This window comes from Streptomyces sp. NPDC020490 (assembly GCF_044335305.1).
Lineage (GTDB): Bacteria > Actinomycetota > Actinomycetes > Streptomycetales > Streptomycetaceae > Streptomyces.
In genome coordinates, this window is the sequence record NZ_JBIRUY010000006.1 from 51,542 (window position 1) to 68,842 (window position 17,301).

Below are 17,301 nucleotides of genomic sequence, written 5' to 3' on the forward strand. Positions count from 1 at the left end.
GGGCCAGGACGCGAGTGCAGGTGGGGCTCCAGGCCCACGAGGACATCCGGCGCCGCGGCGGCGCCGTGGGGGACGCGGTCGCGACCTTCGTCCACCGGCTGCGGGCCGACCGGAACAACCGGGCCCTGCGCCGGACCTTCCTGCGGGCCGCGGGCGTCAACGGAGACCTCTACCTGGCACACGCCGACACCTGCATGGTCCTGCTCCTGTCGACCGACGGCGAGGACGAGATGCGGGTCCTCGCGGTACGTGACGGAGCCCAGGCCGGTGCCGAACTCGCCCGGCTCACCGTGGAGATCAACCCCGTGTCGGGCGCGATCGAGGTGGTCGACCAGAGCGAGGTCAGCGCCCAGGTCGTCGCCCTGCCGGACCGCACGGAACCCACTACGGACGACGCCCCACGCGACGGGGCGGTGAGTGCGCCCGCCGCACCGGACGCTCCTCGCACCGAAGTCGCCGCACCGGCGCCGACCCCCACCAGTCACCTCCGTACCCCGCTCTTCGCCCGTTACGACGACGAGCTCCTCCTCGACCTCGGAGTCGTCCGCTCCCTCCTGCCGGCACTGCGGAAGGTCTGTACCGACGAGCAGTTCGAAGCACTGCTCGCCCACAACCTTCCGGAACTGACGCGGGACGTCCTCCTCGCGCTGCGCGACCGCGTCGAACCGAAGGAAGTGCGGCAGTACATCACGGAGAAGTGGCGTGCCGAGGAGGACGTCAACCCTCGTGACTTCTCCCGTGCGGCCCAGCGTGCCGTGTCCCAGGCCGAGACCGACGACGACGCCGTACTCGGCGCGCTCGGCAAGAGCTTCGATGCCTGGAGGCTGTTCCTCCACCCCGAGCAGAAGCGCCTCGCCACCGGTGACTTCAAGGGCTCGGCGAAAGTCACGGGCGGTCCGGGCACCGGCAAGACGGTCGTGGCCCTCCACCGGGTGCGCCACCTGGTCGACAGGCTGCCGCCCGGCCACTCCCACGCGGTGCTGCTCACCACGTACAACACCAACCTCGCGCTGGATCTCAAGGAGCGGCTGCGTCAGCTGGGCGGCGACGGACTTCTGGCCCGCGTCGACGTCAAGTCGGTCGACCTGCTCGCCCGCGAGATCGTCCAGGAAACCCGGGTGGAGCTGGGCCGGCCGATCGACGACAACGCGGCCATGAACCTGTGGCACACCGTGATCACCGAGACGAACAGCTTCCAGTACGACGCCGACTTCCTGGACACGGAGTTCAAGCATGTGATCGTCGCGGGCGGATGCGACTCCTGGGAGACCTACCGACGCGTCACCCGTTCGGGACGCCCACGCGTCACCACCGCCCAGCGCCACGAGATCTGGCAGCTCGTGCTCGCCTACAAGGCCCACCTGGAGTCCCCGCCGCGGCAGACGACGTACGCGCTGATCGCCGAGGAGGCGGCCGCCATCGAACAGCGCCGGATGGCTCGCGTCGAGGAACAGGCCCGCTACAAGGGGGAAGTGGGGGGCCGCGACCTGGTCCACCGCGAGGCGGGCAGCGGCATGTGGCTCAAGCCGCGCTACCAGCACATCGTCGTCGACGAGGCACAGGACCTGTCCGCCTCGCACTGGCGCATGCTGCGTGCCATGGTCCGCAAGGGGCCGAACGACATCTTCCTCGTCGGCGACGCCCACCAGCGCATCTACGGCAACCGGGTCGTGCTCGGCCACCAGGGCATCGAGGTCCGAGGCCGCGCCTCACGACGTCTCACCCTCAACTACCGCACCACCCGTCAGATCCTGGGCAGCGCGAACCGTCTGATCGAGGGTGCCTCTTTCGACGACCTCGACGCAGGCACCGACACGCTCGACGGCTACCGATCCGTCCTCACCGGGCTGGCCCCGCAGTTCTGGCGGGCCCCGGACCGGCTCACCGAGATGAGGGCGGTGGCGACCCTCATCCAAGAGCGCCATGACGCCTACGGCACGCCGTACTCCGCGATGGCCGTGAGCGTGCCCGATGGGAGCTCCGCTCAGGAGTTCGCCAACGTGCTGGCCCGGGAACCCTTCAGCATCCCGGTGGTCGAGTTGAGGCGGGAGGGAGTCCGCGCCGACCTGGACGCCGTACGCATCGGGACCATGCACCGTTTCAAGGGCCTGGAGTTCCAGCGTGTCTTCCTCACCTCCATCGGTGAGGGCCAGGTACCGCATCAACGCATCGAGCAGTACCGGCTCGCCAACCCGGACCGCTACCGTCAGGAGGAACAGCGCGCCCGTTCCCTGGTGTTCGTCGCCGCCACCCGCGCACGTGACGAGCTGATCGTCACGTGGAGCGGTGAGGCCAGCCGCTTCCTTCCCGAGGAGGCCGACGAAACCGCGCACCGAGCCACCGACCTACTGAGACACGACGGACCGCCGTCCGATTCGTCAGGGTCTGCCGCTGCCTGACGGGTAGCGGTGATCGTACTGTCCAGGTCGCGGAGATCCGCAGCTGCGGGCGGCCACGGCCTCGGGTGACGCGGGCAGCCGCGTGCAGCAACCGGTGACGGAGCTTCTTCGGCTCGGCGGTGGTCGGAACCGCAACAGCGCCCGGCGAGAGGCTCAGGCTGATGATCGGCGGCAGCAGCCAGATCCCGGCGGTGCGCGCCGCCGTCTCGGAGGCGCTCGACTGCGAACTCGTTGGGGTGGAACGCAGGGCGCTCAGCGCACCCCGCCCAGAACCGGATCTGACGGGAGAACGTGCAGATCGCGCTGGATCTGCTGGTCTGGATGCTGATGCTCGCGCTGTCCGGCAAGGCTGCAGATGAAAACTCTCTCTCGGCCGTGATCAGGTCCTTCGGCTCATTCGTAGTCTTATTCCTCCGGTCCAATGGGTATCTCCACCGAGGTGGACACCCGGATCGCTTCGGCTCGGGAGGGGGCGCCGACTTCGTGATGCCTGTGCCCGAGGCTTACGGCCTGCCAGGGAGTCTGACCGACTATCTTCCCGATCCGTTCGAACCGGTCGATCGCTGGTTCCAGGCCCGCAACGCCTCCAATGTCCGCACCACCGTGAGGATCGTGCAAGACCTCTGCCCAGGGGCTGACCTGTTCGTCGACCCACTGGCCGGCGGCGGGAGTTCGGCTTGCGCCGCTCGGCTGCTCGGCGTCTCTTTCTTCGGCCTCGAACTGGACCCCGTACTGGCCTGCGTCAGCTTGGCCAAGTCCACAGCCACCGCCCGTCACGCACGGGCTGACCCCTTATGGCGCGTGACGCCCGACCAGGACGACCCGGTGGCCTCGTGCCTCGATGTGACCCGCCGACTGAGCGCCGGCACAGACCGGCCGGTCTCCCGTGCCGACATGCTCGACGACCTCGAACGCAACGCCCCGGCTCCCACGCTCCCGCTCGTGCTCTGGGCCGATGCCACACAGCCGGACGTCTGGGACGAACTGCACGCTGAGGCACGGCACGCCGTCCTGTACACGTCGCCGCCATTCGGCCTCAGCTCTCCCCGCCCGCAGGCATCTCCCGAGCTGTATGCGGACGCTGTGACGGCCCTCGCGTCGGCTGAAGCCGCCCGCGCAGAGTCTGGCCCGGCGAAATTCGCATCGTACGAGGAGCTCGCAGCCGATGTCGTCGTCAATGCGGCGCGGAGGCTCGGGCATGTCACCGCGGTCCTCGAACATGAGCCGGCCGACGACGGCTCCGATGCCCGTGAATCGACGGTCCGTCTCCTCCTCGACTCTCTCGGCAACCGTGTGAAGAGCCTTCGGATCCTTGAGTGCGGCGCTTACTCACGGCGCGGCATGTTCTCCTTGATCGTCTGCGAGGTGGTTCCTTGAACGCGCGCCGACCTCCGTACACGCTCACCGAACATGAGTGGCCGGCGTTGGCCAGGGACGCCCTCAACATGGCCGACGCGCACGCCCGCCACTCCCTGTCCGGCGGCTCCGTCCGCCGCGTGTCGGAGGTGGTCCACGGCCTTCTCGTCAACGGCAGATCCGACTACTTCGAAGCCGAGGCCACCTTCCGCGAGGCTCTCGCACAGCACACGGGCCAGCACTACCGTGCGGGCTGCTCTCACCTCACCTACTCGGCCTCGATCGCCCTGGACGTGGTCGCCAAGCATCTGCTGCCGCAGCAGGGCCCCATCGGAGTGATCACGCCGACCTTCGACAGCGTGCCCGCCCTTTTCGGCCGGAGCGGACTGGAGCTCTCCCCGATCCCGGAGCGCCGCGTCCTGCCCGTGTGCGACCTCGACTTCCTCAGCTCACTGCGGTTGAGTGCACTCATCATCGTCGCGCCGAACAACCCGACCGGCGCAGTGCTGCCGCCCGACCAGGCGCTCGAACTCCTGGAGTGGGCAGCGCGGAACGGCACCACCCTCGTCCTCGATACATCGTTCCGGATGTTCGACCCGGGCATGCGGCTGGACTTGATCGAAGCGGCGGACGGTATCGGCGCGGACACGGTGACGGTTGACGACACGGGCAAGACCATCCCGCTGCACGACACCAAGGTCGGAATCCTCTCCGCCTCCCGCGCTCTCGCCCCCCGGATCGGCATGATCTGCTCGGATGTCCTCCTCAACGTGTCCGAGCTGAATCTCAGGATGCTCGCGGCACTGCTGGAAGACGGCGGGCCGGACGGTGAAGTCGCCCGGGCGCGGGATGTCGCGGCCGCGAACCTGGCCCGCCTGGAGCAACGGTACGGTCTCGAGGGCCCGACGCCCGGCCCTGGCGATTTCCAACCGAGCGTCTCCTGGCTGCATTGGGGTCCACGACGAGACGCCGTCATCGAGGCCTGCCGGAGCCGGGCGATCGAGCTGCTCCCAGGCGACCGGTTCTACTGGGACCGTGTCGTCGACGACGGGGACAATCCGGGTTCGGAGTGGATACGCCTGCCGCTGCTGCGTGACGAGGAGTTGTTCAGCCGGGGCCTGGAACTCCTGGACACCGCGGCGCGGTCCGTGGGCGCTCAGGAAGAAGCGGTGTGAGCGGCGTGGCCCGGACCGTGCTGGTGACCGGAACCTCGCTTGTCGCGCTCGATGCTCTGCGACAGGTGGAGACGCATGGATTCGTCCTGCGAAGGCTCGAGCAGGACGAGATCACAGAAGCCGAGCTGCACACCGCGCTTCGTGGCGTCTCGGGTTATGTCATCGGCGGGTATGAGGAGCCTGAGGCGGCGCATTTCGAGAACGCCGAACTGCTCGAGGCGGTGGCATTCGTCGGCTCCGACTTCCGCGGCTTCGTCCCAGGCTGGCGGCGTGCCTTCGAGCTCGGCATCGCCTTCTCCTGCACCCCGGGGGCGAACGCCGACTCCGTGGCGGAATTCGCGATGCTGCTGATGCTGACCATGGCGCGACCGTTTCTCGGTTCGGTGGCGCGGCCGGGACCGGGCGGACTCGAAGCCCCCGAGTCCATGGGGCCGGCTGCCTTGGAACTGCGTGGCCTCACTCTCGGTGTCGTCGGGCCGGGCCGTATCGGCAGGCGGGTGGCCACGATCGCGTCGGCCGGGCTGGGTATGCGCGTCGTATACACCGGGCCACGCCGCAATGAGGAGTTCGAATCAGCCGCCTCCGCTCAGTACCTGGAGAAGCCGGAACTGCTCGCCGTCTCGGACGTGGTGAGCCTGCACCGCCCCGGTCCGGCCCGTGGGGAGCAACCGGAGATCGGCGAGATGCAGCTGGGCCAGATGCGGAAGGGCGCGCTGCTGGTCAACACCGGGCACCCCGACCTCGTCGATCCGGTGGCCTTGCACCGAGCCATCGAATCCAGGGGGATCCGGGTGGCGAGCGACGGGCTGCGGCGCACGCCCGCCTGGCAGCGCCTCGTTGAACTCGGGCCTGAGCGGTTCCTCTGCATGCCGCAGACCGGCTTCCACACCACAGCGGCTGACCTGCGCGCTTCCTTGCGGGCCGTCGAAGCGGTCTGCGACGTTCTGGAGGGAAGGGATGACGACTCCTCCGTCGAGAACCCCGGATACCGCGAGGCCAGGGTCGCGGCCGGCCGCGAACTGGGGCCGCGTATGTGAGGTCCGCTCACAGGACCCGGCTTGCCAGCCGCGCGATCGCGACGCCGTCGTGTTCGCGCAGCATGTGCCTGAGACCGTTCAGCGCGGGAGCCAATGGGGGCTGGTCGAGCCCCAGCCGCCGCACGCCGGCGGCCCACAGGTCGTCTTCCTCGGCTGCCGCTGCGAGCAGCCCGAGGCCGCGGCTGCCGTCCACCCGACGGTGCAACCGGCGCTGCAACGCCGGCCATCGAACGACGATCTCTGCGACATGCACCAGGAGACACGCGCGCTCCACAGCCGCCTCGGAGCGGGCAAGCGGCTCGTCAACCATCAGCGCCCGTTCATAGAGCTGCCAGACATTCAACATACGCTTCGCCTCGCGGATCGACGGCTCTTCCAGGGCGGCGATCCGTTCCATGAGCAACTGCTGGATTCTTGGATGCTGTTCGAGGGTGCGGACGGCCAGAACCGAGGTCCGCGCGGGCCTGCGCACGGTTCCAGTGCCACGCGCCGTCGTGGCGGTTGCCCCCGACCCCGGTGCGGTGGGAACGACGGCGTCGGCCCGCCCGGCGGTGACGTTCGGCGCGTGCGGGGCGATCGTCGTCGCCGGGGCCGAGCGGGCCGGAGGCAGGTGGGTGACAGCCTCCACGAATTTCGCCACTCCCTGCTCAGAAACCTGGGGAAGCACGACTGGCAGTTGCACGAGCTTGCGCAGGAACGCCCAGCCGGGACTGGGGTCTTGTGCGTAGACGCCCGGATCGGCACTTGTCGCTTCGGTGTAGGCGTCCAGATGGGTCGCCACCACTGAGGGGTCGAGGCCGAGGATGAACCGGGCACGCAGGCCGTGCCCCGTCGCGACGCCGCTCAGGAACAGGTTGACCGCCTCGAACACCTCCGCGGCGGTGTCGCTGCGACAGCGGTCGAGGTCGTCGACGAACACCACGAGTTCGTTCCCCGTGGCGGCCAGATCGGCCAGCAGCCGGCCGATGTCGTGTTGCAGCAGATAGAGCGAGCCGGCCGTAGCTCGGCGGAGCGGGTCAGCCGCCTGTCCCGCACCGTCCAGGACGTCGGCCGGGTCGCTTCCGTCGAGGATCGGCAGGCGGAGCATGGTGCCGGGGATGAATCGGGAGGCGCGGCCGAAGCAGTACCGGATGAGCGTATGGGTCAGGGCCACGAGCACGAAGGCGACGGCGACCACCAATGAGAGGCCGACGGCTGGCCAGGCGGTGCCCAGGACGTTCACGGGCCCGTCGAGCGCGGCCAAGCCGAGGAGGAAAGGCAGCAGCACGGCGACGAAGCCGATCCCGAGCAGCGGCGAGACGGTACGTCGAAGCAGCAGCCTGCGCAGCGCGAAGCGGTCGACGCGCTCCAGGTTACGGGTGAGCCAGTACCGCTCGCGCTCGCTGTCGCCGGGATAGAGCACCGGCGCCACCGCCTCGATGATCTCACTGGTCAGGCCGGCCCACACCTGCTGCCCCGACTGATAGAACCAGGGGTTGAACCAGGCGGTGACGATCCCCGCCCGATCGGTGTCCGCGCGCGGTGATGGCCGGGGCCGACCGTGCCTGCGGATCAGCCTGATGGCCTCGCGAGCGGTCATCGGGCGGTCGGGCGGAGTCCCGGCGGGACGAGTCGGGCTGGGCGCCAGGGCACGCACCATGGACATCAAGGAGCTCTTTCCGCTTCCCCATGGGCCTTCGATGCTGATCACGGTGGGACCTGCGTCGTCCTTTGCCGCGTCCACGGACCGGAACGCCTGGTGCGCCAGGGCCTCGGCGAGAGCGCCGCGGCCGAGCAGGTCGGTTCGGGCGGGGGCATCGGACATGCCCCAGAGCGTCACCGGGCCCGTCTCGATCGTCCGCACGGCTTCGCCCGTCCACGGATTCCACAGGCGCACCGTGCCGTCGTACCCGGCCGATGCGATCCGCGCGTCCCCGGACGGCGTGGTCCAGCTGGTCAGAGCCCAGACACCCGAGGTGTGCCCGATCAGAGGTTCGCCGTGCGTGGTTCCGGTGCGTGGCTCCCAGAGCCTGATGGTGTTGTCGTCGCTGCCGGAGGCCAGGCGGATCCCTCCGTCCGGGCCACGCCAGCTCGTCAGCGCGCCGATCCGTGCAGTGTGCCCGGTCAGTGCGCCGCCCATCGCAGCCCCGGTCTGCGGGTCCCAGGTGCGGACCATGGCATCGAAACCGGCAGAGGCGAGCGCGGGCCTGCCGTGGGATGTCGTCCACACCGCCAGCGCCCGCGCCCAGGCGGTGTGACCGGCCATCGGCGCACCGACCGCCGCTCCGGTCCCGGGATCCCAAACGCGCACCTGGCCGTCATCTCCTGCCGAGGCCAGCCGCGGCACGCCGTCGACGCTCCACGCCGCGAGGGCCAGGACCCAGGGCGCGCCCGACGGCCACTCGCGCAGAAGGGTGCCTGTCTCCGGGTTCCAGACGCGCACGACGCCGTCAGTTCCCCCTGAGGCGAGATGCCATTCGCCGTCCGAGTCCTGCCAGGATGCCAGGGCCGGCAGCCAAGCCGCCTGCCCGGGCAGCGGCGCGTGCAGCGCGGCGCCCGTGTCCGGGTCCCAGACCCGGACGGTGCCGTCGTCCCCGGCCGAAGCGAGCCGGGATCGCCCGTCCGAACGAGTCCAGCTCGTCAAAGCCCAGATTCCCGCGGTATGTCCGACCAGCGGCGGTCCCGCAGGGGTTCCGGACTCGGGGTCCCAGACCCGGATGACCGCGTCGTCCCCCGCCGAGGCCAAGCGTACGGCCCCATCCGCGCACGTCCAGCTCGTCAGTGCCCATTGACCGGCGACGTGGCCGGTCAATGGCTGCTTCACGTCATCGCCCGTCTCGGGGTCCCAAAGGCGGATCGTCCCGCCGTCCCCTGCCGTGGCCAGGCGTGCGACGCCGTGCTCGTCGGACCACGCGGTCACAGCGGGCATCCAGCCGAGATGGCCGGTGAAAGGCTCGCCTCCGGCGGAACCGGTCGCAGCGTCCCAGATCCGGACCGTGCCGTCAGCGGCAGCTGATGCGAGCAGTGTCCGTCCGTCCGGCGTGGTCCATACGGCGATCGCGCGCACCGCCGCCGTGTGACCCGTCATCGGCTCACAGACGGAGCGGCCCTCGGCGTCCCAGATCTGCACCGTGCCGTCCATCCCGCCGACGGCGAGTCGGGCGGAGCCGTCGGCGTTCTTCCAGGCCGTGAGCGAGTACACGCCCGTGGGACATGCCTGGGAGATCTCGCCTGAGGGTTCGCCCGTCTCCGCGTCCCAGAGGTGGACGGCGCCGCCGTCTCCGCCGGCGGCCAGTCGCACCGTGCCATCGGGCAGCCTGAGCACGGCCACCGCCCACAGGCCGCCTGAGCCGGCGACCAGTGGCTGTCCGATGGGCTCTCCGGTCCGGGCGTCCCAGAGCCGGACGGTGCGGTCCGCGCTGGCCGAGGCGAGCCGGACAGAGCCGTCGGGTGCGGTCCAGCTGGTCAGGCCCATCACCCACTCGGTGTGCCCGGTCAGGGGGCCGGCGACGGCGGTGCCGCGGGCCGGGTCCCAGATCCAGACCGTGTGGTCCTCGCCCGAAGAGGCGAGACGAACCGCTCCTGTGTCCTCCGTCCAGCGGGTGAGCGCCCCGACGCAAGCGGTGTGTCCGATGAGCGGGGAGCCGAGGGGTGTGCCGGAGCGCAGGTCCCAGACGCGCACCGTACGGTCCGCGCCCGCGGAGGCCAAACGTATGGCGCCGCCCGGCTCATGCCAGCTCACCAGTGCCCCGACTCCGCCAGGCTGCGGATCGAGCCATGGAATGCCATCCTCGGACGGCGCTACGACCGGCACGGTCATGCCAGCGTTCCCCTCGCGGTCAACAGGTACTGCCCGCAACGGGTGAAGCCGACGATCCGGCCGCCGCCGTCCAGGACTTCGGAGAGACATTCCCTCAGGGCTCGGCGCCACGAGCGGGCCAATACCGGATCTTGCCGTCGTACGGCTTCGATGTCCAAGGGCACGGCGCAGGCCATACGGTTGTCGCCGCCGCGGGGATGCACCTTCGGCCGGCCGCGTTCGTCGATCGACAGCAGCGGGCGCCACTCGCCGGGATCGTACGCGGTGTTTCCGGCGTAACCGGTCCGCTCCCGGTCGTGGCACGAGTCCATCGGCCAGGTCACCAGCAGCCGGTCCGACTCGTCGGCGAGATTGACTCCGTCGTCCAACGGTCCGTAGAAGTCGGGTACGTACGCGAGGACATCGACCCCGAGCTTGACCAGATAGAAGTAGGCGTTGCGGCTCACCAGCGGATCGAAGGTCCAGCGGGCGGAGGTGATACGACGCTCGAGGCACCAGGTGCGTAGGCCGAGCATGAGCGCATGACCTATCCCCGCGTCCCTGTGCTCGGCCGCGAGCATGTGCCCCCAGAGGAAGACCTCACGGGTGTCGGCGTGCAAGGCGACGAGGGACGCCGAGATGCCCACGAGATGCCCGTCGGCAAGGGCCCCGGCGACGTATCCACCGCTGTGCGAGACCGCGTTGAGTACTTCACCGGGGACGGGTGTGGAACCCGTGTCGATGCCCCACACCCGCCGTTGCAGTCGGTCCGCCGCCTCGAACTCCGCGGGCGTCGTCAACTCTCTGATCGTCAAGTCGGCAGTTGCCACCATCGGCATCGACTCGGAACCCACTGCGCCCCCCGAGCTGGAATCGAGTTCGACCGGGAATCCCTACCCTCCGCCCCAACCTTCATTCCCTTGTCCTGGTGAGCCGGCCGTGGAGCCGCAGCCCAGGCTGTTCGCTGCCCAGGTCGTGTTTGAGCCGCAGGTCAGCGACTCAGCGCACCTTCGGTGCGCGCCGGGGTGCTTCTGTCTGCCCTGACGGGGACTGATGCCGCGCCGGTGTGGACATCAGCAAGAAGGACGCCAAGGTGTGCGTCCGCACTCCGGGCACGAAGCGCCGGGGCTCGTTCACCAGCGAGACGACGGTGACGACGGTGACGACGGTGACCGGGTGGCCGTAGGTGGCCCCGCCGAGTGCGAGGCCGAAGCCGAGGGTGCCGGAGGTGGACTCGATGACCCGGGCGCCGGGCATGAGCTGTCCGCGTTCGCGGGCGGCGCGGACCCTGTGCAGGGCGGTGCGGTCCTTGATGCCGCCGGGGTTGTGGCCTTCGAGCTTGGCCCAGAAGCCGCAGCCGGCGGCGGTGAAGGGGGTGCCGATCCACAGGACCGGGGTGTCGCCGACCAGGCCGGCGGGGGTGTGCATGGGGCGTTTGGCGTCGGCCAGCAGTTGGGCGGGGGAAGTGGGCACGGCGATGCGGGTGGGGTGGTTCATGGCGTGCTTCTCCTGCGGCCGGCGCCTGGAAAGGAGGCCGGCCGTGAGTCGGGGAATGGGACGGAGACGATCGGCTGCCGCGCTGGGGTGGTGTCGGGGCGCGACGGCGGGTCGATCAGGTCCGCCACACGACTGAGAGGGCGCGTATCCGCGGGCGAGGGGGCTCCCCAGTGCTTCGAAAGCTCCGCCGGGAGTGGGCGAGGGAGCGGACAGCGGGCCGCGCCGGCTCGACTCCCGCGCGCATCGGGCAGCGTACCGAGCGCCCCGCCAGCCCGTTCACCGACGGGGCGGCAGTCGCCACGCCTCCTCCGGCGCAGATCGTGGGACCGCCATGTCTTCGCAGTTCAGCGGCGTGCTAACGCACATGACAACGGTCACCGATGCAGCCTTTGGTGATTCCCGTGCGCATGCGTTTCACTGCGGGGACCACACCTGTCCCGAGGGGGAAGACCTCAGCATGAGCGATCACGGCCACGGCCACGGCCACGAGGACGAGCATGGTCCGGGGCGCGCGCATGGCTCGGGACACGGCCACGGCGGGGGCGGACACGCCGGGCACTCCCACGGCGTCTCGGCGGACGCCGACCGCCGCTGGCTGACCATCGCGCTCTCCCTGATCACCGTGTTCATGGCCGTCGAGGTCGTCATCGGCGTCCTCGCGAGCTCGCTGGCCCTGATCTCGGACGCGGCGCACATGCTCACCGACGCCGCCTCGATCGTGCTGGCCCTCATCGCGATGCGGCTCGCGGCCCGCCCCGCCCGCGGTGGATTCACCTACGGCCTCAAACGCGCCGAGATCCTCTCCGCGCAGGCCAACGGCCTGACCCTGCTGCTGCTCGCGGCCTGGCTGGCCTACGAGGGCGTGCGCCGGCTGATCAGCCCGCCGGACGTCGAGGGCGGCCTGGTCCTGGCCACCGCGCTGGCCGGGATCGTCGTCAACGTCGCCGCCGCCTGGTGCCTGTCGAAGGCCAACCGCACCTCCCTCAACGTCGAGGGCGCCTTCCAGCACATCCTCAACGACCTGTACGCCTTCATCGGCACCGCCGTCGCCGGTCTGATCGTCCTGCTCACCGGCTTCGCCCGCGCCGACGCCATCGCCTCCCTCGTCGTGGTCGTCCTCATGCTCAAGGCCGGCGTCGGGCTGGTCCGCGAATCCGGCCGGATCTTCCTGGAAGCCGCCCCGGCCGGTCTGGACCCCGACGCCATCGGGGACGAACTGGCCGTCCAGCCGTCCGTCGTGGAGATCCACGACCTGCACGTGTGGACCATCACCTCCGGCCAGCCCGCCCTCTCCGCCCACGTCCTGGTCGAGCCGGGCGGCGACTGCCACGCCGTCCGCCGTGGACTGCAGCAACTCCTGCGCGAGACCCACGGCATCGGCCACGCCACCCTGCAGGTCGACCACCTCGGCGAGGATGCCGAAGCCGAGGAACTGCTGCAGATCACGTCCCACGCCGGAGATCCGGCCGAACACTGCGACGACGCCCACGGCCCCGTCCACCGGCCCGGACCGCACGAGCACTGAGGCCCCGGCCTGGCGCACAGACGGCGTCGCTGCCTCCGCCCGACAGGCCCGGACGGGCCCGCACCCGCTGGAAGAGACGCGCGTGCAGCCGGCTTCGGATGCCGTCGACCGCACGGGCGGGCCGACGAGGGCGACGGGGATCCGGTGCGCCGGCGTCGGGCGGCGATCCCGGTGGCCTGCTCACTTGCCGGATGCGGGATCGGCGTAGCGCAGAAGTACGCCCACGCCCTCGCTCAGCCGCAGCTCCTGCTCGGGCACCACGACCAGTTCGGCTCTTGTGCCGACGACGGCGCGGGCCAGGGCCGTGTCGGCCCGCTCCTCGCTGACCTCCCGTATGCCGTAGGAGCGCAGTTCCTGTTCGGCGAGGGCGAGTTGGCCGGGCTTCGGACCGATCCACAGGCGGAGCGGCGACTCGGGGTGGTCGTTGAGGAAGAGGGCCTTCACCTTGCCGCGTTGCAGCGCCGACACGGCGGGCGCAAGGCCTTCCGCGAACGCTCCGTCGCGGGCCCGCTCGGCGAGGAAGGCGTCCAGCAGCGCCCGGTCGTGCGCGGCCATGCGTCCCGTGAAGAGGCTTTCGAGGCACTGCTCCAGCAGCGCCCGCCCGGGCTCGGACTCGCCGACGCCCGTCACGGTGGTGACCCGCCCGCGCAGGGCGGCCGGGAGCCGGTTGACGAGGATGCCGCGGGCCCAGACGTCTCCGGCGACGATCACCGTCTCGACGTCGATGCGCCGTGCGTGACCTTCCAGCTCCCGGCCGACCTCTCCGGCGGCGCGGGCCCAGTCGGCCACCGGGATCTCCTCGTCCAGTCGGTGGCCCGGCGTGACCTTGGTCAGCGGCCACGCACCCGCCTCGGCCTCGATCCGTACGGTGCCGGTGGCGTCCGTCGAGTGACGGCCGCCGTAATGCACGTGCACCGCCAGGTACGGAATCCCCGGCGCGTGCTGGACGATCAGCGGCATGGTGTCCGGCAGCGTCCCGAAGTGCGCCGTGTCCCGGGCGGGCGGGGCGGGCAACTCGTCCAGCAGGGCCAGGTGCCCGTGGGCGGTGAACACGGCCTGACCGTGGGTGCCGGGAACGTCCGTGTCGCTGCCCACGGTGCCCGCCACCGCGGCGACGGAGTCCCGGTCCGCCCCCTCGGACATCAACGCGTCCCGAAGACGCCGCCAGCGCAGTCGTACGGCGGCATCGGGATCCTCGAGGGCGGCGTCGCGGGACGTGTCCAGGTAGACGGACGCGAAAGGACCGGGCTGCTTGTAGAGAGGTTCCAGGAAGGAGAGTTTCATGGCCACTCCCGAGTGGGCGGTCGGCGCCACGTGCCACCACGCGCCCGGGATGCCGCCGTATCAAGACACGTTCGGGGTGGCGTGCCGCGGCTCTTCCAACTCCAGGATGCGCCTGCCTCACGAACCGTGCCGCTCGCCGCGCGCCGAGCGCCGAGCGCCGAGCTGGGCTTCCCGCGTGGGCGCGGCGCCCCGACGGGCCGCTATTCGACGGGAGAGATCAATCCGTAATGGCCGTCGTAGCGGTGGTACAGGACGTTTCCCCGCCCGGTGGTCGCGTCGGCGAAGAACACGAACGGGAACCCGGTGAGATCCAACCGCTGTTTCGCCTCGGCCACGCCCATCCGGGGGGCGGGAAGCTCGCTCAGGGTCAGCGGCACGTCCACGGGGCCGACCAGGTCGGGCTGTGGATGGATCTGGGCGAGACGGTAGCCCGTCGGGCCCGCCCGGTACAGCACGCTGTCCTCTCCGGTACCCAAGTCGGTGAAGAGGTGGAAGTCGTAGTCCATCGTCTCCAGCTCGAAGGCCGCCTCGTCGGGCGACTCCAGGGCCAGCGAGAAGGACTTGTGCCGTACGACCTCCCGCTCCTCGGCCGGGCGCGGGAAGTAGTCGGGGCGGTGAGTGGGCTCGCTGCCGTGACGCCACTCATGCGGGCCCGGCACGGGTGTCTTGCCCCGCCGGGCCTCCCAGTGCTCCTCCAGCCGCGTCAGCCGCACGGCCAACCGGTCCTGCAACAGGTCGACGGCCTCGTTCACGTTCGTGGCCGCGACGTGCGCGCGAGCCGGACGCCCGTTGACGTCCAGGTTGGCCTGGGCGATCGCGGGCCGCTCCATGGCGGGGTTGGCCATGTGGGTCAGTCTGACGCGGGCGTACAGAACCGGTTCCCGTGTCCGGCCGGTGAGCGCCCGGACCTTCTCCTGCGCGTATTCGACCGCTCCCGGCGGCATCCGCCCCTGGGTTTCCACCTGGATCTCGGGAGCCCGCTGTGGTGCCGATCGCTTCATGGCAGCCTCCTCACGCTGTATGCCCCGCTCTCCACACTCGCGCTCATCGGGCCTGTCCGCACGGCCGGCCGCGGTCCTCCTCGGCCTTCCCCGCACACATGTCGAGAAAAATGCCCGATTGGTATTGACTCGCGCCGAATGTCGGCCATCATGGGAGATAGACCACAACACCGAAAGAGCCACAAAACCGGTGAGGACGTCTAGTCGGCGGAGTGACTCGGACAGGATGTGGTTCAGGCCCCCGGCAAGCCGGCGCGATACCGAGGCAGCAGTGACGACTGACGCTTCAGGACACGTGCAGCACTACCGGGGACTGACTTTGTTCGGGAGCCTTCGCTCGGGCATGGCCCGGAGCGAAGGCTTTGCCGTGCCCGCCCCCTCGAATCAGGGGCGGCGCAGCCGGGCTCGTTCCTCGGGGGTGAGCGGCACGGACGGTGGCCCCGGGTCGGTCAGTCTGGCGTACAGACTGCGGCACGCCCGGTCCTCGTCGTCGAACCGCTCCAGGGTGGTGCGGACGCCGCGCTGCCGCACGCCCACCACCCAGCCGCCGTCGTCCTCCTCGAGGCAGAGACGGTCCTCCGGCCGGGGCGTGCCGGGCGGGGCGGGGCAGCCGGCGATCTCGTACAGCCCGGCGGGGACGCCGGCCGCGTGGAGCGCTTCGCACAGTTCGCGCCGATCCATGCCCCGGCCCTTCTTCTCCGTCCCGTGTCAGTTGGCGCGTTCCAGGTTGCCGTTCTTGACCAGGGAACCCACCGTGGCGCCGGTCTTCACGTGCGGGCAGTAGGTCGCCTGCGCCGCGACAGAGGTCACGTACTGCGTGCCCTGACCCGGCTGCTCGAAGCCGGGGGCGGCCGGGCCGGCGCAGACCAGCGTCGGCTTCTTCACCCGGTACATGGCGTAGTCGTACGGGTGACGCGGGTCCTGGGTGTTGAGGGCCGACGGCGGGATGGACCGCCTCCCGTACGCGTCGCCGGCCGGTGAGAGGAACTTGCCGAACTCGTTGCCGAAGCGGTCCACCAACTGGCCGACCTTCAGGGTGTACTCCTCCGCGAGGGGCGTGCCCTGGGCGTTGTGGTCGAAGCCGTCGTCCGGGAGCAGCGAGTACTTCCAGTCGCCCTGGCCCAGGTCCGCGCTCGGGTCCCACCACTTGTTCAGGAACTCCACCGGCGTCAGGTTGCCGAACCGGTTGTACCCGGCGAGGATCCGGCCGAGGATGCCCTTGGTGGGCAGCTTGGCCGGGCCGAACCGCCAGTCGTTGCACACGAAGGGGGTGTGCGCGAACGGGTAGGGCGAAGGCACCAGCCCCAGACAGCGCGTCCGCGAGTCGTCCCGCCCCGGCCCGCCGTGCGGCAGCAGCGCCGGGTTCGTGTCCGAGCCCGGGTAACCCAAGTCGTCCGAGTCGCCCACCCCTCCGGCGGCCTTCTGCTGCTGGTGCGTCACGGGCCGGTCGGCGGTCCGGTCGCGGGTGTCCGCGGCCGCCGGTGAGGGCGTGCTGAGCAGCACGGACCCGGCGAGCCCGGCTGTCGCGGCCATGGCCGCACTCCATTGACGGAACGTCACTGATACCTCCGCAAGATTCGTCCCCGAGGAATCGGAAAGTCATGAATCATCACAGAGGGTCACCGCGACGGCGGCAATCGGGACAGGGCCGAACGGCGCAGCCGCGCGGGCGCTGTCGCGGAGCCGCAGCGGCCGTCCCGCGCTCACGCGCGCCCTCAGGAGAGCGGGAGACGGGCCCACACGGTCTTCCCGGAGGGTGGCCAGGGTTCCCATCCCCAGCTCATGGCGAGGGCTTCGACGAGGAGCAGGCCGCGGCCGGATTCGGCGACGGGCTCGGGTGCGGATGCGCGGGGCCGGGGCGCGCGGTCGCCCCTCGCGTCGGTGACCTCGACACGGAGGGTGCCGGCGTCGGACGCCTCGACGGTGAGCGTGAGCCGGAATCCGCGGCCCTGAGCGCGGCCGTGGGTCACCGCGTTCGCGGCCAGTTCGGCGACGACGAGCGCGGCGGACTCGCTCACCGTGCAGGCCGGCGGCCACCCCCACGCGTCGAGCTGCTGCACGGTCAGCAGACGGGCCAGGCGGGCGCCGCGCGGGGTGGAACTGAGGGGCTGGCTGAATCGAAGGGGGGAGATCTGCGTCTTCACGTCACCGAGCGTGGTCGGCTCGCTCTACTCTGACCAGCACATCCCTCAGTACGGAGGGTGCCTGTACCGACACGGAAAGTGCCGTGTGCGGGGTGTCGGCGGTGA

Annotated in this window: 12 protein-coding genes and 1 pseudogene; 5 read left to right on the plus strand and 8 right to left on the minus strand. The window is 70.5% G+C overall.

The features are described from left to right. Positions 1–20: 20 nt before the first annotated feature. The 4 genes from ACH4ZX_RS08985 to ACH4ZX_RS09000 all read left to right on the plus strand — a co-directional run bounded on the left by ACH4ZX_RS08985 (position 21) and on the right by ACH4ZX_RS09000 (position 5,967). Positions 21–2,399 (plus strand): UvrD-helicase domain-containing protein, encoded by a 2,379-nt coding sequence (locus ACH4ZX_RS08985; protein WP_398269769.1) that lies wholly within the window; start codon positions 21–23, stop codon positions 2,397–2,399. Positions 2,400–2,690: 291 nt separating this feature from the next. Then, a complete protein-coding gene (locus ACH4ZX_RS08990) occupies positions 2,691–3,776 on the plus strand; it encodes a hypothetical protein (RefSeq protein ID WP_398269772.1) in 1,086 nt (361 codons plus the stop codon). Then, the gene (locus tag ACH4ZX_RS08995; RefSeq protein WP_398269775.1) at positions 3,773–4,930 is read left to right on the plus strand and encodes a pyridoxal phosphate-dependent aminotransferase; all 1,158 of its coding nucleotides are present in this window, start codon (positions 3,773–3,775) and stop codon (positions 4,928–4,930) included. Before ACH4ZX_RS08990 ends, ACH4ZX_RS08995 begins: the two co-directional genes overlap by 4 nt. Then, the gene (locus ACH4ZX_RS09000) at positions 4,927–5,967 is read left to right on the plus strand and encodes an NAD(P)-dependent oxidoreductase (protein ID WP_398269778.1); all 1,041 of its coding nucleotides are present in this window, start codon (positions 4,927–4,929) and stop codon (positions 5,965–5,967) included. The genes ACH4ZX_RS08995 and ACH4ZX_RS09000 overlap by 4 nt, the downstream gene beginning before the upstream one ends. A gap of 7 nt (positions 5,968–5,974) precedes the next feature. Here ACH4ZX_RS09000 and ACH4ZX_RS09005 read toward each other — a convergent pair whose 3' ends face one another. From ACH4ZX_RS09005 to ACH4ZX_RS09015, 3 genes and pseudogenes are all read right to left on the minus strand, one after another. Further along, on the minus strand, positions 5,975–9,766 hold the full coding sequence (locus ACH4ZX_RS09005) for a P-loop NTPase fold protein (protein ID WP_398269781.1): 3,792 nt from the start codon (positions 9,764–9,766) through the stop codon (positions 5,975–5,977). Next, a complete protein-coding gene (locus ACH4ZX_RS09010) occupies positions 9,763–10,545 on the minus strand; it encodes a GNAT family N-acetyltransferase (RefSeq protein ID WP_398269784.1) in 783 nt (260 codons plus the stop codon). The genes ACH4ZX_RS09005 and ACH4ZX_RS09010 overlap by 4 nt, the downstream gene beginning before the upstream one ends. A gap of 358 nt (positions 10,546–10,903) precedes the next feature. Further along, positions 10,904–11,242 (minus strand): annotated as a pseudogene (locus tag ACH4ZX_RS09015) (pyridoxal-phosphate dependent enzyme); the annotation flags it as partial. A gap of 457 nt (positions 11,243–11,699) precedes the next feature. Here ACH4ZX_RS09015 and ACH4ZX_RS09020 point away from each other — a divergent pair. Beyond that, positions 11,700–12,767: a cation diffusion facilitator family transporter gene (locus ACH4ZX_RS09020; protein ID WP_398269787.1), complete on the plus strand. Its 1,068-nt coding sequence runs from the start codon at positions 11,700–11,702 to the stop codon at positions 12,765–12,767. 180 nt (positions 12,768–12,947) lie between these two features. Here ACH4ZX_RS09020 and ACH4ZX_RS09025 read toward each other — a convergent pair whose 3' ends face one another. The 5 genes from ACH4ZX_RS09025 to ACH4ZX_RS09045 form a co-directional block, all read right to left on the minus strand. Then, positions 12,948–14,051 (minus strand): hypothetical protein, encoded by a 1,104-nt coding sequence (locus ACH4ZX_RS09025; protein ID WP_398269790.1) that lies wholly within the window; start codon positions 14,049–14,051, stop codon positions 12,948–12,950. Positions 14,052–14,251: 200 nt separating this feature from the next. Further along, a complete protein-coding gene (locus tag ACH4ZX_RS09030) occupies positions 14,252–15,052 on the minus strand; it encodes a sigma 54 modulation/S30EA ribosomal C-terminal domain-containing protein (protein ID WP_398269793.1) in 801 nt (266 codons plus the stop codon). A 384-nt stretch (positions 15,053–15,436) separates the two neighbouring features. Then, positions 15,437–15,733 carry a hypothetical protein gene (locus ACH4ZX_RS09035; RefSeq protein ID WP_398269796.1) on the minus strand — a complete coding sequence of 99 codons (297 nt, stop codon included), beginning with the start codon at positions 15,731–15,733 and terminating at the stop codon, positions 15,437–15,439. A gap of 27 nt (positions 15,734–15,760) precedes the next feature. Next, positions 15,761–16,585, minus strand: a complete 825-nt coding sequence (locus ACH4ZX_RS09040) for a TNT domain-containing protein (protein WP_398269799.1) — start codon at positions 16,583–16,585, stop codon at positions 15,761–15,763. A gap of 182 nt (positions 16,586–16,767) precedes the next feature. Further along, positions 16,768–17,196, minus strand: a complete 429-nt coding sequence (locus tag ACH4ZX_RS09045; protein WP_398269802.1) for an ATP-binding protein — start codon at positions 17,194–17,196, stop codon at positions 16,768–16,770. Positions 17,197–17,301 lie beyond the last annotated feature (105 nt).

Coding starts and splice junctions, on each gene's coding strand:
- ACH4ZX_RS09020 (WP_398269787.1), top strand. CDS start 11,700: ATGAGCGATCACGGCCACGGCCACGGCCACGAGGACGAGCATGGTCCG.
- ACH4ZX_RS09035 (WP_398269796.1), bottom strand. CDS start 15,733: ATGGATCGGCGCGAACTGTGCGAAGCGCTCCACGCGGCCGGCGTCCCC.
- ACH4ZX_RS09005 (WP_398269781.1), bottom strand. CDS start 9,766: ATGACCGTGCCGGTCGTAGCGCCGTCCGAGGATGGCATTCCATGGCTC.
- ACH4ZX_RS09030 (WP_398269793.1), bottom strand. CDS start 15,052: ATGAAGCGATCGGCACCACAGCGGGCTCCCGAGATCCAGGTGGAAACC.
- ACH4ZX_RS09025 (WP_398269790.1), bottom strand. CDS start 14,051: ATGAAACTCTCCTTCCTGGAACCTCTCTACAAGCAGCCCGGTCCTTTC.
- ACH4ZX_RS09040 (WP_398269799.1), bottom strand. CDS start 16,585: ATGGCCGCGACAGCCGGGCTCGCCGGGTCCGTGCTGCTCAGCACGCCC.